We start from the raw sequence: 20,384 nt of genomic DNA on the forward strand, positions 1-20,384 counted from the left end.
CAATTACTGTTGTTATCTATGATCCATTAACTATAAGCCATGAGCTACCATGAACCATGAACCACCAACTATAAACTTATAAATGTATGCACTCGCCATACGCTTCGGCGGCGGCTTCCATAATAGCCTCGCTCATGGTTGGGTGCGGGTGTACGGTTTTTATGATGTCATGGCCGGTAGTTTCCAGCTTGCGTGCAGCAACAACTTCTGCTATCATTTCTGTAACGTTGGCACCTAACATGTGCGCACCTAAAAACTCGCCGTATTTGGCATCAAATATCAATTTAACAAAGCCATCCTTAACGCCGCCTGCACTTGCTTTGCCTGATGCTGAGAATGGGAACTTACCTACCTTAATTTCGTATCCTGCCTCTTTAGCCGCTTTTTCAGTATAACCTACTGATGCAATTTCGGGACTGCAATAAGTACAGCCGGGGATATTATTATAATCAAGCGGCTCGGGTTTTTGGCCCGCTATCTTTTCAACACAAATAATGCCTTCGGCAGATGCAACATGTGCTAAAGCTTGTCCTTTTACTATATCGCCTATGGCGTAAACGCCTTCAACGTTGGTGCGGTAATAATCATCAACCAACACTTTACCTTTGTCGGTTTTAACACCGGCATCCTCCAGGCCAATGCCTTCAATGTTAGTGGTTATGCCTACTGCAGAAAGTACGATCTCTGCTTCCAGTACTTCGGTACCCGAAGCGGTTTTAACACTCACTTTGCAAAGCTCGCCGCTGGTATCTACAGATTCAACGTTTGAACCTGTTTTGATATCGATGCCTTGTTTTTTAAGGATGCGGGCCAATCCTTTTGATATTTCCTCGTCTTCCAGGGGAACAATATTATCCAGATATTCAACAACGGTAACCTTGGTACCTATTGAGTTATAGAAATAAGCAAACTCAATACCTATGGCGCCAGAGCCAACTACGATCATTGATTTTGGCTGCTTAGGTAATATCATTGCCTGGCGGTAACCTATTACTTTAGTGTTATCCTGTTTAAGGTTAGGCAATTCGCGCGAGCGGCCGCCGGTTGCTAAAATTATATGCTTGCCATTATAGTCTTTAACTCCGTCAGTCCCTTTAACTTCAACTACACCTTTGCCTTTTAAACGGCCAAAACCGGTTAGTACGTCAATTTTATTTTTCTTCATTAAAAACTGAACGCCTTTGCTCATGCCATCGGCCACGCCGCGGCTCCTTTTAATAACCGCCTCAAAATCTACTTCGCCTGGGTTGCTTACTTTAATGCCGTAATCAGCAGCATGGTTTATATAATCAAACACCTGCGCGCTTTTTAATAAGGCTTTGGTTGGTATACAGCCCCAGTTAAGGCAAATGCCGCCCAGAGATTCTTTTTCGACTACAGCGGTTTTTAGGCCGAGTTGAGAGGCGCGTATAGCGGCTACATAACCACCCGGACCGGAACCAATTACAATTACATCGTAGTTCATATCAGCGTATGTTCGTTTAAAATTTTAAAAGCCAAAGCTAACTAAAAGGCCTGAAAGCAAAAAACACCTTCCGCGTATTTATATCATTAAATTATCATATAAGCAGGCCCATAAATTCTACTATTTACATGGATTAACTAAGTGTTAAAAATCTGCATTTTGATGCTATATTTTCATTATATTAATCATATTTTTTGATGAGTTGTTAATTTTTGTATTAATTGTTGATAAATACATAATAATTTTTAAAATTAATTAACATGAATTTAATATAAGGAAAGGTTTATGTGTCTATCTTTGCCCCGGTTTAGTATACATTATTTAACAGTTTAAAAAACACAAAAACGAGTATGAGGAAGTTTTTACTTTTATTAATTACGGCCGTTTTTACTACTGCTGCATTTGCACAGGTTACTACCAGTAGTATAACGGGTACGGTTAAAGACGCCAAAGGTCTTGCTTTACCTGGAGCCACAATCAAAGCAACACACGAGCCGTCTGGAACGGTTTACGCGGTTGCCACAAATTCCGATGGTTATTTCAACATCCCCGGTATGCGCGTAGGCGGACCATACATAGTTGAGGTTACCTTCGTAAGCTTTTCAAAGCAAACCTTTACTAACATTACATTGCAACTTGGCCAGCCTTTTCTTTTAAATGCTGAGTTGACAGAGAGCGGTACCGAACTAAAAACGGTTAACATTAGCGCTGTTGGTACAAAAAGAATTGTTACTGCCAAGCAAGGTGCAAGCACCAACATTAACCGCACGCAATTGGCTACTTTGCCAACTTTTTCGCGTAGTGTTACAGATTTCACCCGTTTAACGCCACAATCTAACGGCGGTACAGGCTTTGCTGGTCGTGATGCGCGCTATAACAGTATTACTGTTGATGGTGCTAACCTTAACAATACTTTCGGTACATCAAGTGATCTGTTGCCAGGTGGCGGCGCTCAACCGGTTTCTATAGAAGCTTATGACGAGATCTCGGTTAACATTGCTCCGTTTGACGTTCGTCAATCAGGTTTTACAGGTGCCGGTATCTACGCTACTACTAAGAGTGGTACCAACACTTACCATGGTTCTGCTTACGGTTTTTATAGAAATCAATCTTACAACGGTACCAAAATTGGCGACGTTGACTTGAGCATACAAAATGCTAAAGCAACTTCTAAAACCTATGGCTTCACTTTAGGAGGCCCAATACTTAAAAATAAATTATTCTTTTTTGCTAACTTTGAGAAAGAAGTTTCTACTACTCCCGGTATCAATTATTCTCCAACAGGCGGTTCAGGCATAGGTACTGTAGCTGCTACTACAGTAGGCGATCTGCAAAAAGTATCTGACTATTTGAAGACTAAATATGGTTACGAAACCGGTGGTTATGATAACTTCCCTGCTTTTCAACCCAAAAATACTAAAGCTTTAATCCGCTTTGATTATAACATTAACGATAAAAACAAGCTGACAGTAAAATACAGTTACTTAAACGCAACAAGCGACCAGACTGTAAACAATGCCAGCACGCCAAATAACGCTGCTTACAGTGTTACCGGTTCTAATGGTTCGCCTCTTTCACGTGCAAGCGGTGGTTTAGTTAACAACCGTTACAGCAACAGATCTATTGCTTTTGCTAATTCTAACTACGGCTTTATTAACAAAGTACACACAGGTACTGCCGAGTTAAACAGCACCATCAGCCCTAAAATGTCAAACCAGTTGCTGGTAACCTTTAAAAAGTACAGCAACCCACGTTCAACCAGGGGCGAAACTTTCCCAACCATTGATATCTACAATGGCGCAGGTGATAACTATATTACTGCAGGTTCTGACCCATACACCAAATACAACGACGTTATTGACAACACTACCACTTTGTATGATAACTTTACCTACTATGCAGGTAAGCACACTATAACTGGTGGTATTAGCTACGAATATCAAAAAGTAGGTAATGCCTTTATGCCGGGTGCAGCGGGATCATACATCTACAACAGCCTTGACGACTTTTTGACTGACAAAGCTCCGGTACAGTTTACTTATAACTACTCACTGATCCCGGGTCAGGATAAAGTATTCTCTGCCAACCTTCGTATTGGTACTATCAGCCTTTACGCTCAGGACGAGTATAATGTAAGCCCGAACTTTAAATTTACTTACGGCTTACGTGCAGACAAATCTACCTACTTAGAAAACCCGGTAGAAAACCCTCAGTTAACAGCATTGCAATTCCCTGATCCTTCATCAAATACAGGTGCAATGATGAGCTACAACTCAGGTGGATGGCCAAGATCACCGTGGATGCTTTCACCTCGTGTTGGTTTCCGCGCCAGCTTGCTTGATGATAAATCATTGGTATTACGTGGCGGTATGGGTATCTTCAGCGGTCGTATCCCTTATGTGTTCTTAACCAACCTGCCTTCAAACAGCGGTATGTATAACTTTGGTGGTGTTGCTACAACAGCACAGTTGGCCGGTATTAAACTGGTAAAAGATCCAAGCACTTATGCTAATTTGTTCCCTCAATCAGCAGGTACAGCTTACCAGTCTGCCAGCGTTGTTTTAGATAAGAACTTCAAATTCCCACAGGTATTCCGTGTAAACTTAGGTGTTGATAAAAACCTGGGTAACGGTTTCAATGCAACTTTTGAAGCATTATACACTAAAGACATCAACGCTGTGCGTATGCGTAATGTTAACTTGAAAAACCCAACCGGAACTATCCAGGAAGGCGATTTCACCCGCGCACGTTTTATCGGTACAGGAACAGCTACAACTGTTAACGGTTTTACCAGTGTAGGCGTAACAACCCAGGATCGTAACATTTATCCTAACAACCCTGCACTTTCTGTAATAGCGTTAGAGAACACTAATAAAGGTTATGCTACTTCTTTAACCGGCCAGTTAAGCAAAACATTTGATAATGGTTTCAATGCTTCAATAGCCTATACTTATACCAGTGCTAAAGAAGCTTTCTCAACTGTAGGTACTACTGCAACTAACGTTTGGACCTCAACTTCTAACGTCGGCACTTCAAATGATGTAGAATTGGGCAACACAGCGTTTGTTATCCCTCATCGTATAGTTGGATCTGTTTCTTACAAATTCAATTACCTTGATCACGCATCAACCTCTATCGGTTTATTCTACCAGGGTTCTGCCCAGGCATCATCAGGCAACGGTGGTTACAGCTACACCGTACAGGGCGACCTGAACGGCGATGGTAACGCATCTACAGATTTGATGTTTATACCAACCAGAGCAAACCAGGTTACTTTTATGCCATATACGGCAACTGTTAATGGGGTTGCTTACACTTATACAGCTCAACAACAATCTGCAGCGTTTGAGCAATTTATAAACAATACACCTTACTTAAAAGACCGCAGAGGTAAATACGCTGAAAGAAATGCATCTTACCTGCCTTGGTACAACCGTATAGATGCTGATGTTAAACAAGAGTTCTACATCAAGTCTGGCGGTATGAAACACACCTTGCAGATCAGCGCTACTATTATCAACTTACCTAACTTGTTAAATAACACCTGGGGTATCCAAAAGCAAACTACTACCTCACAACCATTGGCACTTGTTGGTGTTGATGCTAACGGTAACGCAGCTTATAACATGCGTCAGCTAAACGGAACGTTGATCAATACGCCGTTCCAGAATGTTTATACAACTGGCACAACCTGGAGCATCTTAATGGGTGCCAGATACAGCTTCTAATAACAAGGGATAATTGTAAAACAAAAAAGAAATGAAAATGAAAAAATATATAACGATAGCTTTTATGGCACTGTTAACATCGGCGATGTTCTCGTGCAAGAAAGAAGCTGATATTGCAGGTACAGAAGCAAAACTTCCGGCCATTCAATTAAGCAGTCTTGGCTACACCCAGTTAAGTCCGTTTACTATAGCTGCTGTTAGCGCATCGCCAACTGCACCGGCTACTGTTGCCACCATTTTGCAGATTAATTTTGGCGCCACAACTACCAATAAATCAACAGGGAAATTCACCCTGGAGTTTTTTGATGGTACTACTATAGGCGCAACAGCTGTACCTGTAAAAACAGTTACTTTCAACGCCTGGAACGGTTATGACGATACTTCAGATCCGACTAAAAAACCAACTCCGGTGCTTAACCACAGCATCAGCTATACCTTACTGCCAACTACGTATGCAAATACTAAGATCTATGGCGGTAGTATGTTGATAAAATTAGGCTTGTTAGGTTTAACTGCAGGCAAAACTTATTCGGTTAGAGCCACTGCTTACACTGACGATGCTAAAACATCAGTGTTATCACAAACATCATTCTTTAAAACCATATAAGGTTTATAGAAACGATAAAATAAAAACCCCTGTCGATTAATTTCGACAGGGGTTTTTTATTTGAGGAAAGCTACGCTTAGGGTTTTAAAAACGCTGTTGCAAAAGTGTTGCTAAACTGTTGCTATAGTGTTGCAAAAAAGTATAAATATTGTAATTTTATAAGAGTTTGATATACTGGCCGTTAAAGCTGTTTTACAGCTAATTTTTCGGACAAATAAGTCAGTGAAAAATTTTGAGCGATAAAATTTTAATTAATTGATAATCAAATTATTAAACAAAAGTGTTGCAGGTTTTTAATAGGGAACGTATATTTTGTGCAACAGCTGCTTTTATCAGTGAAAGCTAGGCTTAATTATAAACAAACTCGCCAAACTCAGACGTAACGGTTACCTGCTTCTTATCAGCAGCCTCAACGTGGCCGATGATCTGCGCATCAATACCAAAGCTTTTTGATATAGCTATCAAGTCATCAGCAATATCAGCAGAAACATACAGTTCCATGCGGTGGCCCATGTTGAACACTTTGTACATTTCCTGCCAGCTGGTTTTTGATTCTTCCTGTATCAGCTTAAACAAAGGCGGAATAGAGAAGAGGTTGTCTTTTACTATATGCAGGCCCTCAACAAAATGCAATACTTTGGTTTGCGCCCCGCCGCTGCAATGCACCATGCCGTGGATCTGGCTGCGGTGATTATCTAATATTTGCTTTATAACCGGCGCGTAAGTACGGGTAGGCGATAAAACAAGCTTGCCCGCTGTTATGGTTTGCCCGTTGCCAATGTCTATTAGGTCTGTAAGTTGTTTGCTTCCCGAGAAGATCAGATCCTGCGGAACGGCCGGATCATAAGCTTCGGGGTATTTATTGGCAATGCTCTTGTTAAACACATCGTGGCGGGCAGAGGTTAACCCGTTTGAGCCCATACCGCCGTTATATTCTTTTTCGTAATTGGCTTGCCCGTAGGATGCCATACCGACTATCACATCGCCCGCTTTAATATTATGGTTGCTGATAACGTCGCTGCGTTTCATGCGGCAGGTTACCGTAGAGTCTACTATAATAGTACGCACAAGATCACCAACATCAGCGGTCTCGCCACCGGTTGAGTAAATGCCGATGCCCGCTTCGCGTAGTTCAGTTAGTATTTCTTCGGTGCCGTTAATTATGGCTGCTATAACCTCACCCGGGATGAGATTTTTATTTCTGCCAATGGTAGATGAAAGTAGGATATTGTCAATAGCGCCTACGCAAAGCAGGTCGTCAAGGTTCATTATTATAGCATCCTGCGCAATGCCTCTCCAAACAGAAATGTCGCCGGTTTCGCGCCAGTAGGTGTAGGCTAATGATGATTTTGTGCCTGCGCCATCAGCATGCATAATATTGCAAAATTGCTCGTCGCCGGTCAAAATATCAGGCACAATTTTGCAAAATGCCTGCGGGTAAAGCCCCTTATCAATGTTTTTTATAGCGTTATGTACATCATCTTTTGAGGCAGAGACGCCCCTTTGATCATATCTTTGCGAAGAAGTCATGGGCAAATATAACGCTTATAAATAGTTTGCACAGTCAAAAATACTTAGTTTTGCAATTCCTATGGATCTTCCCGTCATTGTTAAAAGAGGTGGCGCCCTGGTAAAGGCGCAGCTAAAAGCCTCATACGATCGTGTAAACAACCGCAAGCTTAAGCAAAACCTGCTGCAGGCTGTACCCTTTTGGATAGCATCAGTAATAACGGGTTTAATAGCAGTGGCTTATGCTAAACTGTTTTCATTAGCAGAGGGCGTTACGCATTATATATTTGATCATAATGCCTGGCAGATATTCATTTTGTCGCCGGTATGTTTTGTTGCTGCATGGTGGATGGTTAAAAAATACGCGCCCTACGCACGCGGCAGCGGTATCCCGCAGGTGGCTGCAGCGCTCGAAATAAGTAATCCCAAAAACGAAAAACTGGTTGATAAGCTGTTAAGTATCCGTGTAATAATCGTCAAGCTTTTTTCAAGCCTGATAATGGCCATGGGCGGCGCGGCTGTAGGCAGGGAGGGCCCAACCATACAAATAGCTGCATCGGTGTTTCGTAAGGTAAATGATGTGCTGCCTGTATGGTGGCCCAAAATTGCAAAAAGCAATGTTATAGTTGCCGGAGCCGCAGCCGGTTTAGCAGCCGCTTTTAATACCCCGCTTGGCGGGATAGTTTTTGCTATTGAAGAACTTACCAAAACGCATTTTAGTTACTTTAAAACGGCCATTTTCTCCTCTGTTATTATTGCAGGTTTAACCGCGCAGGGCATGGTTGGCCCGTACCTTTATTTGGGGTACCCTAAAATTGCGGGCGTGTCGGCCTTCGTTTTTGTAGCGGTTATTTTAGTAGCGATACTAACTGGCTTGGGCGGCAGCATCATGACGAAAATTATAATGGGTGTATTTAAGTGGAAAAAGCGATTAAAGTTTAACTACCAACTGGCTTTATACGCTTCTATTTGTGCATTAATTTTGGCTGCGCTGGCTTTTTTTATTGATGCAGGTACCATGGGGTCGGGTAAAGACCTTATGGTGCGGACCTTATTTGGAAACGACAAACATGTTGCATGGTATACCCCTTTACTTCGAATTGTTGGTCCAATTTTGTCGTTCACTTCGGGTGGGGCAGGGGGCGTTTTCGCCCCGGCCTTAAGCGCGGGCGCCGGTATTGGTGCAATGGTATCAGGCTGGTTCAGTTTAACAGATGTTGATACCAACATGCTTATACTTGCCGGTATGGTTGGCTTTCTTACAGGTGTAACACGCTCACCTTTCACTTCCGCCATCCTGGTGCTTGAAATGACCGACAGGCACAATGTAATATTCCATTTAATACTGGCGGGAATGGTGGCAAGTTTGGCCGCATTGCTGGTAGATAAACATTCCTTTTATGACCATATGAAAAATCAATATATCCGTGAACTGGCGGAGGAAAACAATATTGCCCAGGACAAGCGCGACGTTGATAAAGAAACGCCACAATAGGTTTCTTTCAGTATAGTTTTATTATCAATCCAATTATAGCGGCTATTAATATTACATAGGGCTCCTGCAGCTTCTTTATATAAATCAATGCAACTATAGTTGTAATGGCAATTAAGGCTGTTACTACATCAACAATTGAACGGGTGGCGATAACTATTACCGAGCCCACCAAGGCACCCACCACCGCTGCTGTTATACCCTCAACAAAAGCTTTTATACTCGCGTTCTTAGCTATTTTTTTAAATGATGGCGCCAAGGCTACAGTGAAAAAGTAACAAGGCAAAAAAGTAGCCAGGCCAGCCACGCAGGCTCCGGGAAAGCCAGCCACAAGATACCCTATAAATGCCACGGTAATTACAACCGGACCCGGCGAGATCATGGCCACTGCCACGGCATCAACAAACTGATGTTCATTTAACCAGCCGTATTCGGTAACAACGCCGCCATGCAAAAACGGAACAATGGCCAGGCCGCTGCCAAATACAAAGGCCCCTGCTTTTAAGAAAAATACGGCAATCTCCTGTAAAACGCCCGGTTTGTAATGCCAAAAACCTATCCCGCTTAAAATAATACCCGGCGCGGTAGTGGGCTTTTTAAGCCACGCGGGGGGAGCTTTTACCAGCATATAGACCAAGCCGCAAATAATAAAAAGTAAAATCTCTTCCCGTTGCGTAACTACGGTTATAACAATAGCCAATAAATAAAATAGCCACAATAACCACCTCGACCTAAATGCGGCAAGTTCAAATTTACCTACAGACTTGATAGTGAGTTTATAAGCGCTAAGCGATATTATGCCAATAACGGCCGCGCCAACACCATAAAGCACAGCCTGCATCCACGCCAGGCCGCCATACATTTGGTAAGCTATGCCTAACAGCACAACCATAATAAACGACGGAATAACAAAAGCCAGACCTGTTAGCGTAGCGCCAATTAAGCCATGGTTTAAAAACCCTATATAAATACCTAACTGCGCCGCCAGCGGGCCGGGTGCCAACTGCGCCAATGCCAGCCCCTCTTTATATTCTTCTTCTGTTAGCCACTTTTTACTTTCAACCAGGTCGCGATGCATATAGCCCACCAGCGCAACCGGTCCGCCAAAGCCCCATGTGCCCAGCTTTAAAAAGTACAGGGTGATGTTAGCGAGGGAATATTTTATTGCAGTATTGTTGCTCATTATGCAATAGTAAACACACGTAACTTAAGCAAATAGGATAATTTTAACCATTTGTATCCTTTTTACTTTTTAGCAGGTCTTTTTTATAGACCGAAGGGTTTTTTCCGGTGTGTTTTTTAAATATGCGGTTAAAGTGGCTTTGATCTGAAAAGCCTGTTAAATAAGCTATTTCTGTAAGCGAATAGTTAGAAGTGCCCATTAGGGTAATAGCTTTTTCTATCCGTAACTTGCGGATATACTCGCCAAAAGTAAGGTCGTCAAAGTATTTGGAAAACTCCCGCGAAAGATAGGCCGGGTTAATTTCCAGTTCTTCTGATGCCTTTTGCAAAGTAAGCGCCATGTTGGTATCAACCTGGTCCTGGATGATAGATCTGAGTTCGGTTGCCCAATCCGGTGTTTTTTTGTCTTTACCTATATAAGTGTTTAACGCCGCAAGCAACAGTTGTTCCGTTGGGTTCTGTGTATGTTTAAGCTGATACAGGTGCTTGGCCCAACTATACAATCCATCATAAATAGTCATCCCAAAATTCAGCAGTTGCTGGTCATCATCAAAATTATAGGAGAGGCCCGAGAAAATGGCTTCTAATCCTGCTGACTGTGGCGCTATATCGTGCCTGTCTGTATCTGCGCCACGTACAATTGCCGCAATGCGGTTTAGGGCAGGGTCTTTTAATTTGTGTTTTTTTATGAAATAGTCAAACGTGCATTGGTCGTTATAGTGGCTGTATTCTGTGCCTGCTACATCAAATGGTATGGCATTAAGTTTTGTGGCGGTGGTGAGCACGTCATCAACCGGAACATAAATTATTTCGGCATCTGCATCTATAAAACGCTTTATCAGCCAGGGGCATGCAATCCGATCAATTTTTGGTTTTTCGCGCGTTATCCACTTCATTTTATTAACCTAAATACTTTCAACATAAAAAAAGCGACCCAGCAGGTCGCTTTTTATTCTTTAAATTACTTCCCTTATCTAACAAATAAGAGTTCTCTGAACTTTGGCAGCGGCCAAATTCCATCGTCAATTATCTGCTCCAGCTTGTCAACATGGTAGCGTATAGGCTGGAAAAAGCTTTTTACCTGTTCATCATAAGCAATTGCTTTATCGCGGGCATCTTCAATTTTGTTTGCTTTTTTGCGCTCTTCAACCATTTGCTCCACGTTTGATTTGATAAAATTAACATGGTCTGCAATTTGCTTAATTATGCTAAGCTGCACCTGGTAAGTTGAAGCATCAAGCCCCAGGTCTTTTAGGCCGCGTGCATTTTCTACCAGTTTTGTTTGGTAGGTTAAAGCTGCCGGGATAATGATATTAACCACCATATCGCCAATAACGCGGGCCTCTATCTGTAGTTTTTTATAGAAGCTTTCCAGTAATATCTCGTGCCTTGCGTGGGCCTCGCGACGAGTAAATACACCGGTTTCGGCAAACAGTAGTTCAGACTTTTCGGTAATCATGGCATCAAGCGCCTTAGGTGTGGTGCGGATATTAGCTAAGCCGCGGGCTTCTGCCTCTTTCTCCCACTCGTCACTGTAACCATTGCCCTCAAATCTGATAACTTTAGACTCTTTGATGTATTTTTTTATCACCATTAATAAAGCGACATCTTTTTTCTCGCCCTTCTTTAGTAATTTATCTACATCATATTTGAATTTCTTAAGCTGATCGGCAACGATCATGTTCAGCACCGTCATAGGGCTGGCTGAGTTGGCCGACGATCCAACAGCGCGCAGCTCAAACTTATTGCCGGTAAAAGCAAACGGCGAGGTGCGGTTACGGTCTGTATTGTCTTTTAATATTTGTGGTATTTTAGGTATACCCTGCCATAGCATGGCATCGTCTTTTATTTTTTTGCTGATGCGGGATGTCTCTATCTCATCAAGCAAATCACTTAACTGTGTACCTAAAAATATGGATATAATAGCGGGAGGCGCCTCATTGGCACCCAACCTGTGGTCGTTATTAACTGATGCTATAGAAGCGCGCAAAAGATCAGCATGTTCATAAACCGCTTTTATAGTATTTACAAAAAAGGTAAGGAACATCAGGTTGTTCTTTGGCGTTTTTCCGGGAGATAACAAGTTTTTACCTGCATTTGTTATCATTGACCAGTTGTTGTGCTTGCCAGATCCGTTTATACCTTCATAAGGTTTTTCGTGTAATAAAACCTGGAAGTTGTGCCTTTTAGCTACGCGGTCCATAATGTCCATTAACAACTGGTTATGGTCAATGGCAAGGTTCATTTCCTCGTATATCGGCGCGCATTCAAATTGAGATGGAGCTACTTCGTTATGGCGCGTTTTCAATGGAATTCCCAATAACAAGGCCTCAGTTTCCATATCCTGCATAAAGGCGTAGGCCCTGCTGGGTATCGAACCAAAGTAATGGTCTTCCAGTTGCTGGTTTTTTGCAGACATGTGGCCAAATAATGTGCGGCCGGTTAAGTAAAGATCAGGGCGTGCATTAAACAATGCACTGTCAACCAAAAAATACTCCTGCTCTATACCTAATGAAGCATTTACTTTTTCAACACTTTTATCAAAATAGTGGCATACATCAACAGCAGCTTTATCAAGCGCATTTACTGCTTTTAATAGTGGTACTTTATAATCAAGCGCTTCGCCGGTGTAGGATACAAATACAGTTGGTATACATAAGGTACGCGACATTAAAAAAGCTGGAGACGAAGGATCCCATGCGGTATAACCGCGTGCCTCAAATGTATTTCTGATACCTCCGCTCGGAAAGCTTGAAGCATCCGGCTCTTGCTGGGCAAGCGCATCACCAGAGAATACCTCAATTGCGCCGCCATCAGATGTAGGCTCAAAAAAAGCGTCGTGTTTCTCGGCAGTGGTACCTGTTAGTGGTTGAAACCAATGTGTATAATGGGTAGCACCCTTGGCAATTGCCCACGATTTCATGGCAGTAGCTACATGCTCGGCCATATCACGCTGTATGGGCTCACCCTTTTCTATCGCCGTAATAATACTTTGGTAAGCGTCTTTTGACAGAAAATCTTTCATTTTCTGCATATCAAAAACATTGGCGCCGTAGTAGTCTGATATCTTTTGAGAAGGGGCTTTTACATCAGGCGTAGTTCTGGTAAGCACAGCCTCCAGTGCATGAAATCTAATATTAGGCATAATATACTTTTAGGAATTGGTTTTTTAAATCAAAATTAGAATTATCATTTAAAATATCGCCTAAATTTTTAAGTAATAAATTTTGTAAAGGACAAACAGCGCCAGCGGAGGTGAGATTTATCGGTGTTATTGTAATTTTTTGCCTTTCCGTTAAAATTATTTAGAAAAATAGTGTTTGGTTAAATAAATTCTACGATTGTGCGTTTAAGGCAATTTAAAAGTGGATTTTTATTAAATAGGTTATTAAATAGCATTTTTAACTGGTTTTAGGCGGAATTTTATTGATAATCACATAAATAAATTGACATTTCATTACAAATGATTGGTAATTTTTGTTTCTTTTTTAAATTTTTTTGTATTTTTTCTTGTTTTTTATAAAATACATACATACTTTTATGAAAATTATAACAAACTATTGTTATAAATAGGAAAAATTTAAAAATGCATTGCAATTTTTAAATAAAACTATTCGCAATAGCGGGTTTTAAGAACAAAATGAATTTGAATTTTATTGAAGCAACAAAACAACTTTATTAGAAACATCAATTAATTATCAACAACACTTATCAAATTAATCAACATGAAAAAAATCTTACTATTATCATTGATCGCTTTAGGAACGCTTACGGTAAAGGCTGCCACTATTGGCTCTACCAGTAAGTTGACTATGGTTGCCGATACCGGCGACACCCCTTTAACTATCTCAGGATCGGTTGACGCGTATTACAAATACGATTTTGCTAAATCAAGCCAAATTGGTACCAGCTTCGCAAGCGATCACAATTCATTCTCAATTGGTATGGTTGACATTGCTTTAAAGAAAACTACAGGCAAAACATCTTTCGTAGGTGAGGTTTCTTTTGGTCCAAGAGGTCAGGCTCAATCATTACCAAGCGCTGATGGTTTGTACGGCGAAACTTCAAACAGCTTCCACATCCAAAACTTGTATGTAAACTTTGCTGCTACAGACGCACTTACCTTTACCATGGGTTACATGGGTACCTTTATTGGTTATGAGGTTATTAGCCCTGCTGCAAACTTTAACTACTCTACTTCATACCTGTTCACTAACGGTCCGTTCCAAAATGCAGGCTTTAAAGCTACTTACGCTTTCTCACCAAAAGCAAGCTTAATGGCTGGTATATTTAACTCTGGTTGGAACGTATACACATCAGGCGGTAAAATTGATAACTTCGGTGCTCAATTATTTGTGTCGCCTGTAGAGGGTTGGAACGCTTACCTTAATGTGTTAACAGGTTACACTGCGGGTACTGAATTTGACTTAACTACTTCTTACCAAATAACCGAGGCATTTAAATTAGGTTTGAATGCTGCCGATTATAAATTGGGTGGCGGCGTTAAGGGTGGTTTCTCTGGCGTAGCGTTATACCCTCAATTAGCTGTATCTCCAACTGTAACCTTGGGTTTAAGAGGCGAGTACTTCAAAGTTAAAACAGGTTCAGGACCTTACAGCTATGTAGCTGGTGGAACTTCAGTAAATGCTTTAACAGCTACTGCTAACATCAAATCTGGTAACTTAACTATCATCCCTGAATTCAGACTTGATAATGGTTCAGACATGACATTCTTTAACAAAAGCGGCATGCCAACTAAAAAAGCTTCACAAGCGCTTTTAGCAGTTGTTTATTCTTTCTAATATTTGATAGGTATATAATTGTTTGCAAAGGCCGCCTCAAAAGGGCGGCTTTTGTTTTATATTTACATTATGAAAAAAATAGTATTAGCTGTTACTTGCCTGCTTTTTAAGGTTGCTACCGCCTCGGCACAAGCCGATTCGCTGGTGATGGACGAAAATAACAAATATATATATTACCAGGTAGTTGCACAGCCGGCATCAGCTGCCGATAGCTTGCAGGCACGAGCCATTGCTTTTGCTAAGAATGCATTTGAGGCAAGTAAACTGAAATTTAAGAAGAACGATAAAGGAACTATACGTGCTACCGGCGGTGTGTTGGTATCCAAAAAGTCATCAGTAGCTATGCACGAGGATGCCCGAATTGATTATACCATGACGATTGAGGTGAAAGATAACCGATACCGCTATTGGTTTACTGATTTTGTTATAGTACCATACGCCCGAGACCGTTACGCTAATTTTGTACCGGTAACCGGCAAAAACCTTCCATTAGAGAACGGACTGTCTACCCTTTCAAAAAAAGACTTTGATGGTTACAGCGCCAAGCTGTTTGCCAACATTAAGGACATTGGTAACAGGCTAAAAACTTATATGAAAACTCCGGTAGCTTCTTCTATTAAAAAAGAGGTTAAGAAAACGACTATACCGGCCACCAACTGGTAAAAATTTGCGGCGTAGCAAGAGGGGTGCTACAGTTTAAGTTGTCTTTAGACGAAAAGTATGATAACTAAACGAAATAGTTTGGTATACATTACTTCAATCAGTTTATCATAAATAAAAGCCCTTTTTACGAGAACAACTTTTGGGCTTTTCCCGCCAAAACGCGGCCCGCGCGCAGAATTTTACCCTTTTTGATTTTTCTCCTGGCCATTTCACATCCAATACTCGCCTAACCACGGGCCATTTCATTACAAATATTATAACTAAGCATTTAGTTGATTGCATTAAATGATAGCAAAACGCAATATTGTTGCAATAATAATAAAATGCAATAATGTTGCAACAAGTTGAATTTTGGACTCGTTTTAATAGTAAATTAGGATACGTTCAATTAGTCAATCTAAATTAAAACAACATGCTTATCTCAAACTTCAATTTGTACAAGAACGAGTGGCTCGATCTTGTATTCGACAAACGTAACAAAGAGTACGGCGCCTACAACATCAGGCAACATTACGCAGAAAATTTAACCCGGGCGCTGCTTATCTCGGTGGTAGTGGTGGTGGGTGGGGCGGTGGCAGTGGGCGCGGCCATTAAGGTGGAGCCGAAGCTTACAGACAAAGACAGGGTGGTTACGGTGGTGGATATTTCGCCTCCATCTACCCCACCAAAAAAAGAGGAACCTGTAAAAGCGGAACTGGAAAAACCCAAAGCGGCCGAGCCGATAAAAACCAGGCAGTATGTAGAAATGGTGCCCACTGCAACCCCGACTGATGTAGAACCGGCAACTATTGATGAACTAGTAAACGTTGCGGTAGGACCGGCTAATGTTGACGGGCGGGATAATGGGCCTAAAAATGTTTTGGTTGAACCCAGTACAAGTGGCGGTCCGGGTACTGACATTACAGAAAGCACCGAACCTCTTTCGCCTGGTGTGCTAAGCGTTCTGCCTGCTCCTGTTGGAGGCGATGAAGCCTGGACAAAATTCTTGAAAAGGAACTTGCGTTATCCCGACCAGGCGGTTGACGCAGAAAAAGGTGGCAAGGTTTGGATTAGCTTTGTAATTGAAAAGGATGGTACGTTAACAGATATAAAAATAATCCGAGGCCCCGGCTACGGAATGGACGAAGAAGCCCTGCGCGTGTTGAAAAAAGCACCGGCCTGGACACCCGGCATACAACGCGGCAAACCGGTAAGGGTGGCGTTTACCCTGCCTATAAATTTTGCGTTGCAATAAGATAGTGAGTGGTAAATGGTGAGTAGAGAGTGGTTGACGAATTGGAAGGTGATCGTATCGTTAAACTCTGCTCACCATTTGCTGTTTTATTTTCAAACCGTGGTATCACACACTACCAATCACTAATCTTCAATCTCTAATCACTAATCTTTCCTCCTTTCACCTTAAATCCCTACTTTTGGGCTTCCTTTCAAAACACATATAAAATTGGAGACCCAGGAACTTACCACCGTTGAAACAGCCAAAGAACTTGGCTTACAATCTCAGGAATTTGACCGCATAAAAGAAATATTGGGTCGCACGCCTAACTTTACCGAGCTATCTATCTTCTCGGTAATGTGGAGCGAGCACTGCTCTTATAAAAACTCTATCACCTGGCTTAAAACCCTGCCTAAAGATGGTCCGCGTATGTTGGCCAAGGCAGGCGAGGAAAATGCGGGTTTGGTTGACTTAGGCGACGGCATAGGCTGCGCTTTCAAAATAGAATCACACAATCACCCTTCGGCTTTAGAGCCTTACCAGGGCGCTGCCACCGGTGTTGGTGGTATTAACCGCGATATTTTTACCATGGGCGCACGCCCTATCGCGCAGCTTAACTCACTGCGTTTTGGTGATTTGACCCAGGAGCGTACTAAATGGCTGGTTAAAGGTGTAGTAAAAGGCATTGGCGATTATGGCAACGCTTTCGGTATTGCAACTGTTGGCGGCGAATTGTTTTTTGACGATTGCTACAATGTTAACCCTTTGGTAAACGCTATGTCGGCAGGTATTGTTAAGGCGGGCGAAACCGTTTCTGCAACATCGTATGGCGTGGGTAACCCGGTTTATATAGTAGGGTCTGCAACAGGTAAAGATGGGATCCACGGTGCGGCTTTCGCATCAAAAAATATCACTGAAGATTCTATAAACGATTTACCGGCTGTGCAGGTAGGCGACCCTTTCCAGGAAAAATTATTGCTGGAAGCAACGCTTGAAGTTATTAAAACCGGCGCTGTTGTGGGTATGCAGGATATGGGTGCTGCCGGTATTATCTGCTCTAACTCAGAAATGTCTGCCAAAGGCGAGCATGGTATGAAGATTAATTTGGATGCCGTACCAACCCGTCAAGCTAATATGCTGCCGTTTGAGATCTTGCTTTCAGAATCGCAGGAGCGTATGCTTATTGTGGTGCATAAAGGCCGTGAAAAAGAAGTAGAGGCGGTTTTTGATAAATGGGACCTGAATTGCGCTATTATTGGCGAAGTAACCGATACCAAACGCCTGCAATATTATGCGAAAGGCGAATTGGTGGCGGACGTACCTGCTGATGACCTTGTTTTAGGTGGTGGCGCTCCGGTTTATGAGCGCGAATACCGCGAACCTGCTTACTATGCAGAAAACCAAAAATTTAAAATTGAGGACGTTCCTCAACCCGAAAACTTAATTGATGTTGCCGAGCATTTGATCTCCCATCCAAATATTGCATCTAAACGTTGGGTTACAAATCAGTACGACTCAATGGTAGGCGTGGCCACCATGACCACTAACCGCCCTTGCGATGCCGCTGTAGTGAACGTTATAGGCACAGATAAAGCCATTGTTTTAACGGTAGATTGCAACTCACGTTATGTAAATGCCGACCCGCAGAAGGGTACAGCCATTGCCGTAGCCGAAGCTGCCCGTAACATTACCTGCGCAGGCGGCGAGCCGGTGGCTATAACCAATTGTTTAAACTTTGGTAACCCATACGTGCCCGAAGTTTACTGGCAGTTTGTAGGTGCTATTAAAGGCATGGGCGAAGCTTGCACCAAGTTTGAAACACCTGTTACCGGTGGGAACGTTAGCTTTTATAACCAGTCGTCAGACGAAGGACCTGTGTTCCCGACTCCTACTATTGGCATGTTAGGTGTGATGGATGATGTGACCAACATCATGACGGCAGACTTTAAACAGCCGGATGACCTGGTATACCTGATAGGCGAGTCCGTTAATGATATCGCATCATCACAATACCTGGCATCTTACCATAAAATATCAGCTGCCCCGGCGCCTTATTTCGATTTGGATAAAGAGTATGCCATGCACCAGGTGGTAAAAGAATTGATAAGGCATAAAATGATCCAATCGGCACATGATGTTGCCGATGGTGGTTTATTTATAACGTTGGTAGAATCGTCAATGCCTAACGGCCTTGGCTTTGATATCGCATCAGACAATGGCGTTCGTAAAGACGCTTTCCTATTTGGCGAAGCACAGGGTAGGGTAGTAGTGAGTGTTGCCCCGGCAGACCAGGAACGTTTTGTTGAGATGATGGCTACGAGCGAAGTTGATTTTAGCTACTTAGGCACCGTAAGCAATGGCTACATGCACGTTGATGAGCAATCGTTCGGTCATATTACTGATGTTAAACTGGTTTATGATAACGTGCTTCATGCTATTTTAGGAGCATGATACCGCGGATAAACCGGATCCATCATATAGCAATTATTTGCTCAGACTATAATAAATCCAGGCACTTTTATACAAAGGTGCTTGGATTTGTTGTTTTAAGGGAAGTTTACCGCGAAGAAAGAAAGTCGTACAAATTGGACCTGCAGGTGGGCGACCAATATCAGATAGAGCTCTTTTCTTTCCCCAATCCTCCTGCTCGTCCGTCGCGCCCGGAAGCCTCAGGGTTGCGCCATTTGGCTTTTGAGGTTGATGATTTAGACGAGGCTATAACAGCTCTTAAGCTGCATAATTTAACAGTTGAGCCTATCCGTGTTGATGAGTTTACCGGCAAGCGCTTTACGTTTTTTGCCGACCCCGATGGGTTGCCTATTGAGTTTTATGAGCGGTAATCCCCGGTTTTATTAGCTGAAACAATTGGTCCATTGTGATTAAGGTAGGTGAGAGACGTTAGAAAGAGTAATTGTCATTTCGAGTGATAACGAGACATCTATAAACGGTTGAGCCACGGGACGGGCTCCTGCATAGATCTTTCGCTACGTTCGAGATGACAACAGCAACGAGAAATTGACGTGATTGAGCAAGATAAAAACCATGTCATGCTGTCATATATAAGAAAATAGATCGTTAATAATCAGACATATAAAGTATTGGATATAAATAATTACATAATATCAAGTTGCAGCATAGCGGGTAATGCTGTTCATAAAAATGGCGCCGTAGTATTTGCCCATGATGCGGCTACTCCTGTAGATTTTCTGCTCTCAGCGTATCAAAACTTCCAGTTGAGTTATCCTAAGTTTTATAAAATGGACGTGCTCAGTAAGCTGGGCTGGCTGGCAAGCGAAGTGCTGTTGATGGACAGTTTTGATAAAGCTGCTTACTCCCCTGCCGAGGTAGGTATAGTGCTGGCCAACGCCAACTCAAGTTTAGACAGCGACCTAAGGTACATGAAGAGTGTTGCCGATATAGCAAGCCCGGCCTTGTTTGTTTACACACTGCCGAACATTATGATCGCCGAGATCAGCATCCGGAACGGCTTCAAGGGCGAGGGGGCTTTTTTCATTTCGGAAAAATTTGATGCTGCTTTTTTTGAAAACTATGTAAACGATCTTTTTATTAACCGCAATCTAAAATGCTGCATTTGCGGTTGGGTAGATGTTTTGGGCGATGAATACAAAGCGGTATTGTTTTTGGTAGAAAAAGAGCAAAAGGAAAACGCGGTGCTGTTTTCAAAAAACAATATGGATAGTATATTTGACGGCGATAAGTAAC

14 protein-coding genes are annotated in these 20,384 nt (G+C 42.3%); 9 read left to right on the top strand and 5 right to left on the bottom strand.

The annotated features are described in order from the left end of the window. Positions 1–76: 76 nt before the first annotated feature. On the bottom strand, positions 77–1,465 hold the full coding sequence (gene lpdA / locus ACVW2L_RS01415) for a dihydrolipoyl dehydrogenase (protein WP_457126161.1): 1,389 nt from the start codon (positions 1,463–1,465) through the stop codon (positions 77–79). A 350-nt stretch (positions 1,466–1,815) separates the two neighbouring features. Between lpdA and ACVW2L_RS01420 the strand changes: the two genes are divergently transcribed. Together ACVW2L_RS01420 and ACVW2L_RS01425 are read left to right on the top strand one after the other, a co-directional pair. Next, on the top strand, positions 1,816–5,193 hold the full coding sequence (locus ACVW2L_RS01420; RefSeq protein ID WP_457126162.1) for an outer membrane beta-barrel protein: 3,378 nt from the start codon (positions 1,816–1,818) through the stop codon (positions 5,191–5,193). 37 nt (positions 5,194–5,230) lie between these two features. Continuing rightward, complete coding sequence (locus tag ACVW2L_RS01425; protein ID WP_457126163.1) at positions 5,231–5,800, top strand: hypothetical protein; 570 nt, start codon at positions 5,231–5,233, stop codon at positions 5,798–5,800. A gap of 348 nt (positions 5,801–6,148) precedes the next feature. Here the strand turns inward: ACVW2L_RS01425 and ACVW2L_RS01430 are convergent, their stop codons facing one another. Continuing rightward, complete coding sequence (locus ACVW2L_RS01430; protein WP_457126164.1) at positions 6,149–7,330, bottom strand: AIR synthase related protein; 1,182 nt, start codon at positions 7,328–7,330, stop codon at positions 6,149–6,151. Between the two features lie 61 nt (positions 7,331–7,391). Between ACVW2L_RS01430 and ACVW2L_RS01435 the strand changes: the two genes are divergently transcribed. Beyond that, positions 7,392–8,804 (top strand): chloride channel protein, encoded by a 1,413-nt coding sequence (locus ACVW2L_RS01435; protein WP_457126165.1) that lies wholly within the window; start codon positions 7,392–7,394, stop codon positions 8,802–8,804. A gap of 7 nt (positions 8,805–8,811) precedes the next feature. On the opposite strand, the gene ACVW2L_RS01440 is transcribed toward ACVW2L_RS01435, so the two are convergent. The 3 genes from ACVW2L_RS01440 to ACVW2L_RS01450 all read right to left on the bottom strand — a co-directional run bounded on the left by ACVW2L_RS01440 (position 8,812) and on the right by ACVW2L_RS01450 (position 13,128). Further along, positions 8,812–9,984: a chromate transporter gene (locus ACVW2L_RS01440; protein WP_457126166.1), complete on the bottom strand. Its 1,173-nt coding sequence runs from the start codon at positions 9,982–9,984 to the stop codon at positions 8,812–8,814. A 43-nt stretch (positions 9,985–10,027) separates the two neighbouring features. Then, positions 10,028–10,879, bottom strand: coding sequence for a chromate resistance protein ChrB domain-containing protein (locus ACVW2L_RS01445; RefSeq protein ID WP_457126167.1), 852 nt, complete (start codon positions 10,877–10,879; stop codon positions 10,028–10,030). A 74-nt stretch (positions 10,880–10,953) separates the two neighbouring features. Then, positions 10,954–13,128, bottom strand: a complete 2,175-nt coding sequence (locus ACVW2L_RS01450) for a glutamine synthetase III family protein (RefSeq protein ID WP_457126168.1) — start codon at positions 13,126–13,128, stop codon at positions 10,954–10,956. Between the two features lie 580 nt (positions 13,129–13,708). On the opposite strand from ACVW2L_RS01450, the gene ACVW2L_RS01455 reads away from it, so the two are divergent. From ACVW2L_RS01455 to ACVW2L_RS01480, 6 genes are all read left to right on the top strand, one after another. Beyond that, on the top strand, positions 13,709–14,785 hold the full coding sequence (locus tag ACVW2L_RS01455; protein WP_457126169.1) for an outer membrane beta-barrel protein: 1,077 nt from the start codon (positions 13,709–13,711) through the stop codon (positions 14,783–14,785). Positions 14,786–14,854: 69 nt separating this feature from the next. Next, positions 14,855–15,448 carry a DUF4468 domain-containing protein gene (locus ACVW2L_RS01460; protein ID WP_457126170.1) on the top strand — a complete coding sequence of 198 codons (594 nt, stop codon included), beginning with the start codon at positions 14,855–14,857 and terminating at the stop codon, positions 15,446–15,448. Between the two features lie 412 nt (positions 15,449–15,860). After that, positions 15,861–16,682 carry an energy transducer TonB gene (locus tag ACVW2L_RS01465; protein ID WP_457126171.1) on the top strand — a complete coding sequence of 274 codons (822 nt, stop codon included), beginning with the start codon at positions 15,861–15,863 and terminating at the stop codon, positions 16,680–16,682. Between the two features lie 207 nt (positions 16,683–16,889). Further along, positions 16,890–19,112: a phosphoribosylformylglycinamidine synthase subunit PurL gene (gene purL / locus ACVW2L_RS01470; RefSeq protein WP_457126172.1), complete on the top strand. Its 2,223-nt coding sequence runs from the start codon at positions 16,890–16,892 to the stop codon at positions 19,110–19,112. After that, positions 19,109–19,501, top strand: a complete 393-nt coding sequence (gloA2, locus tag ACVW2L_RS01475; protein WP_457126173.1) for an SMU1112c/YaeR family gloxylase I-like metalloprotein — start codon at positions 19,109–19,111, stop codon at positions 19,499–19,501. Before purL ends, gloA2 begins: the two co-directional genes overlap by 4 nt. Before the next feature lie 258 nt (positions 19,502–19,759). Continuing rightward, entirely contained in the window at positions 19,760–20,383 is a 624-nt protein-coding gene (locus ACVW2L_RS01480) for a hypothetical protein (protein ID WP_457126174.1), read from the top strand. Position 20,384 lies beyond the last annotated feature (1 nt).

The sequence above is a fragment of the Mucilaginibacter sp. HD30 genome (assembly GCF_054061755.1).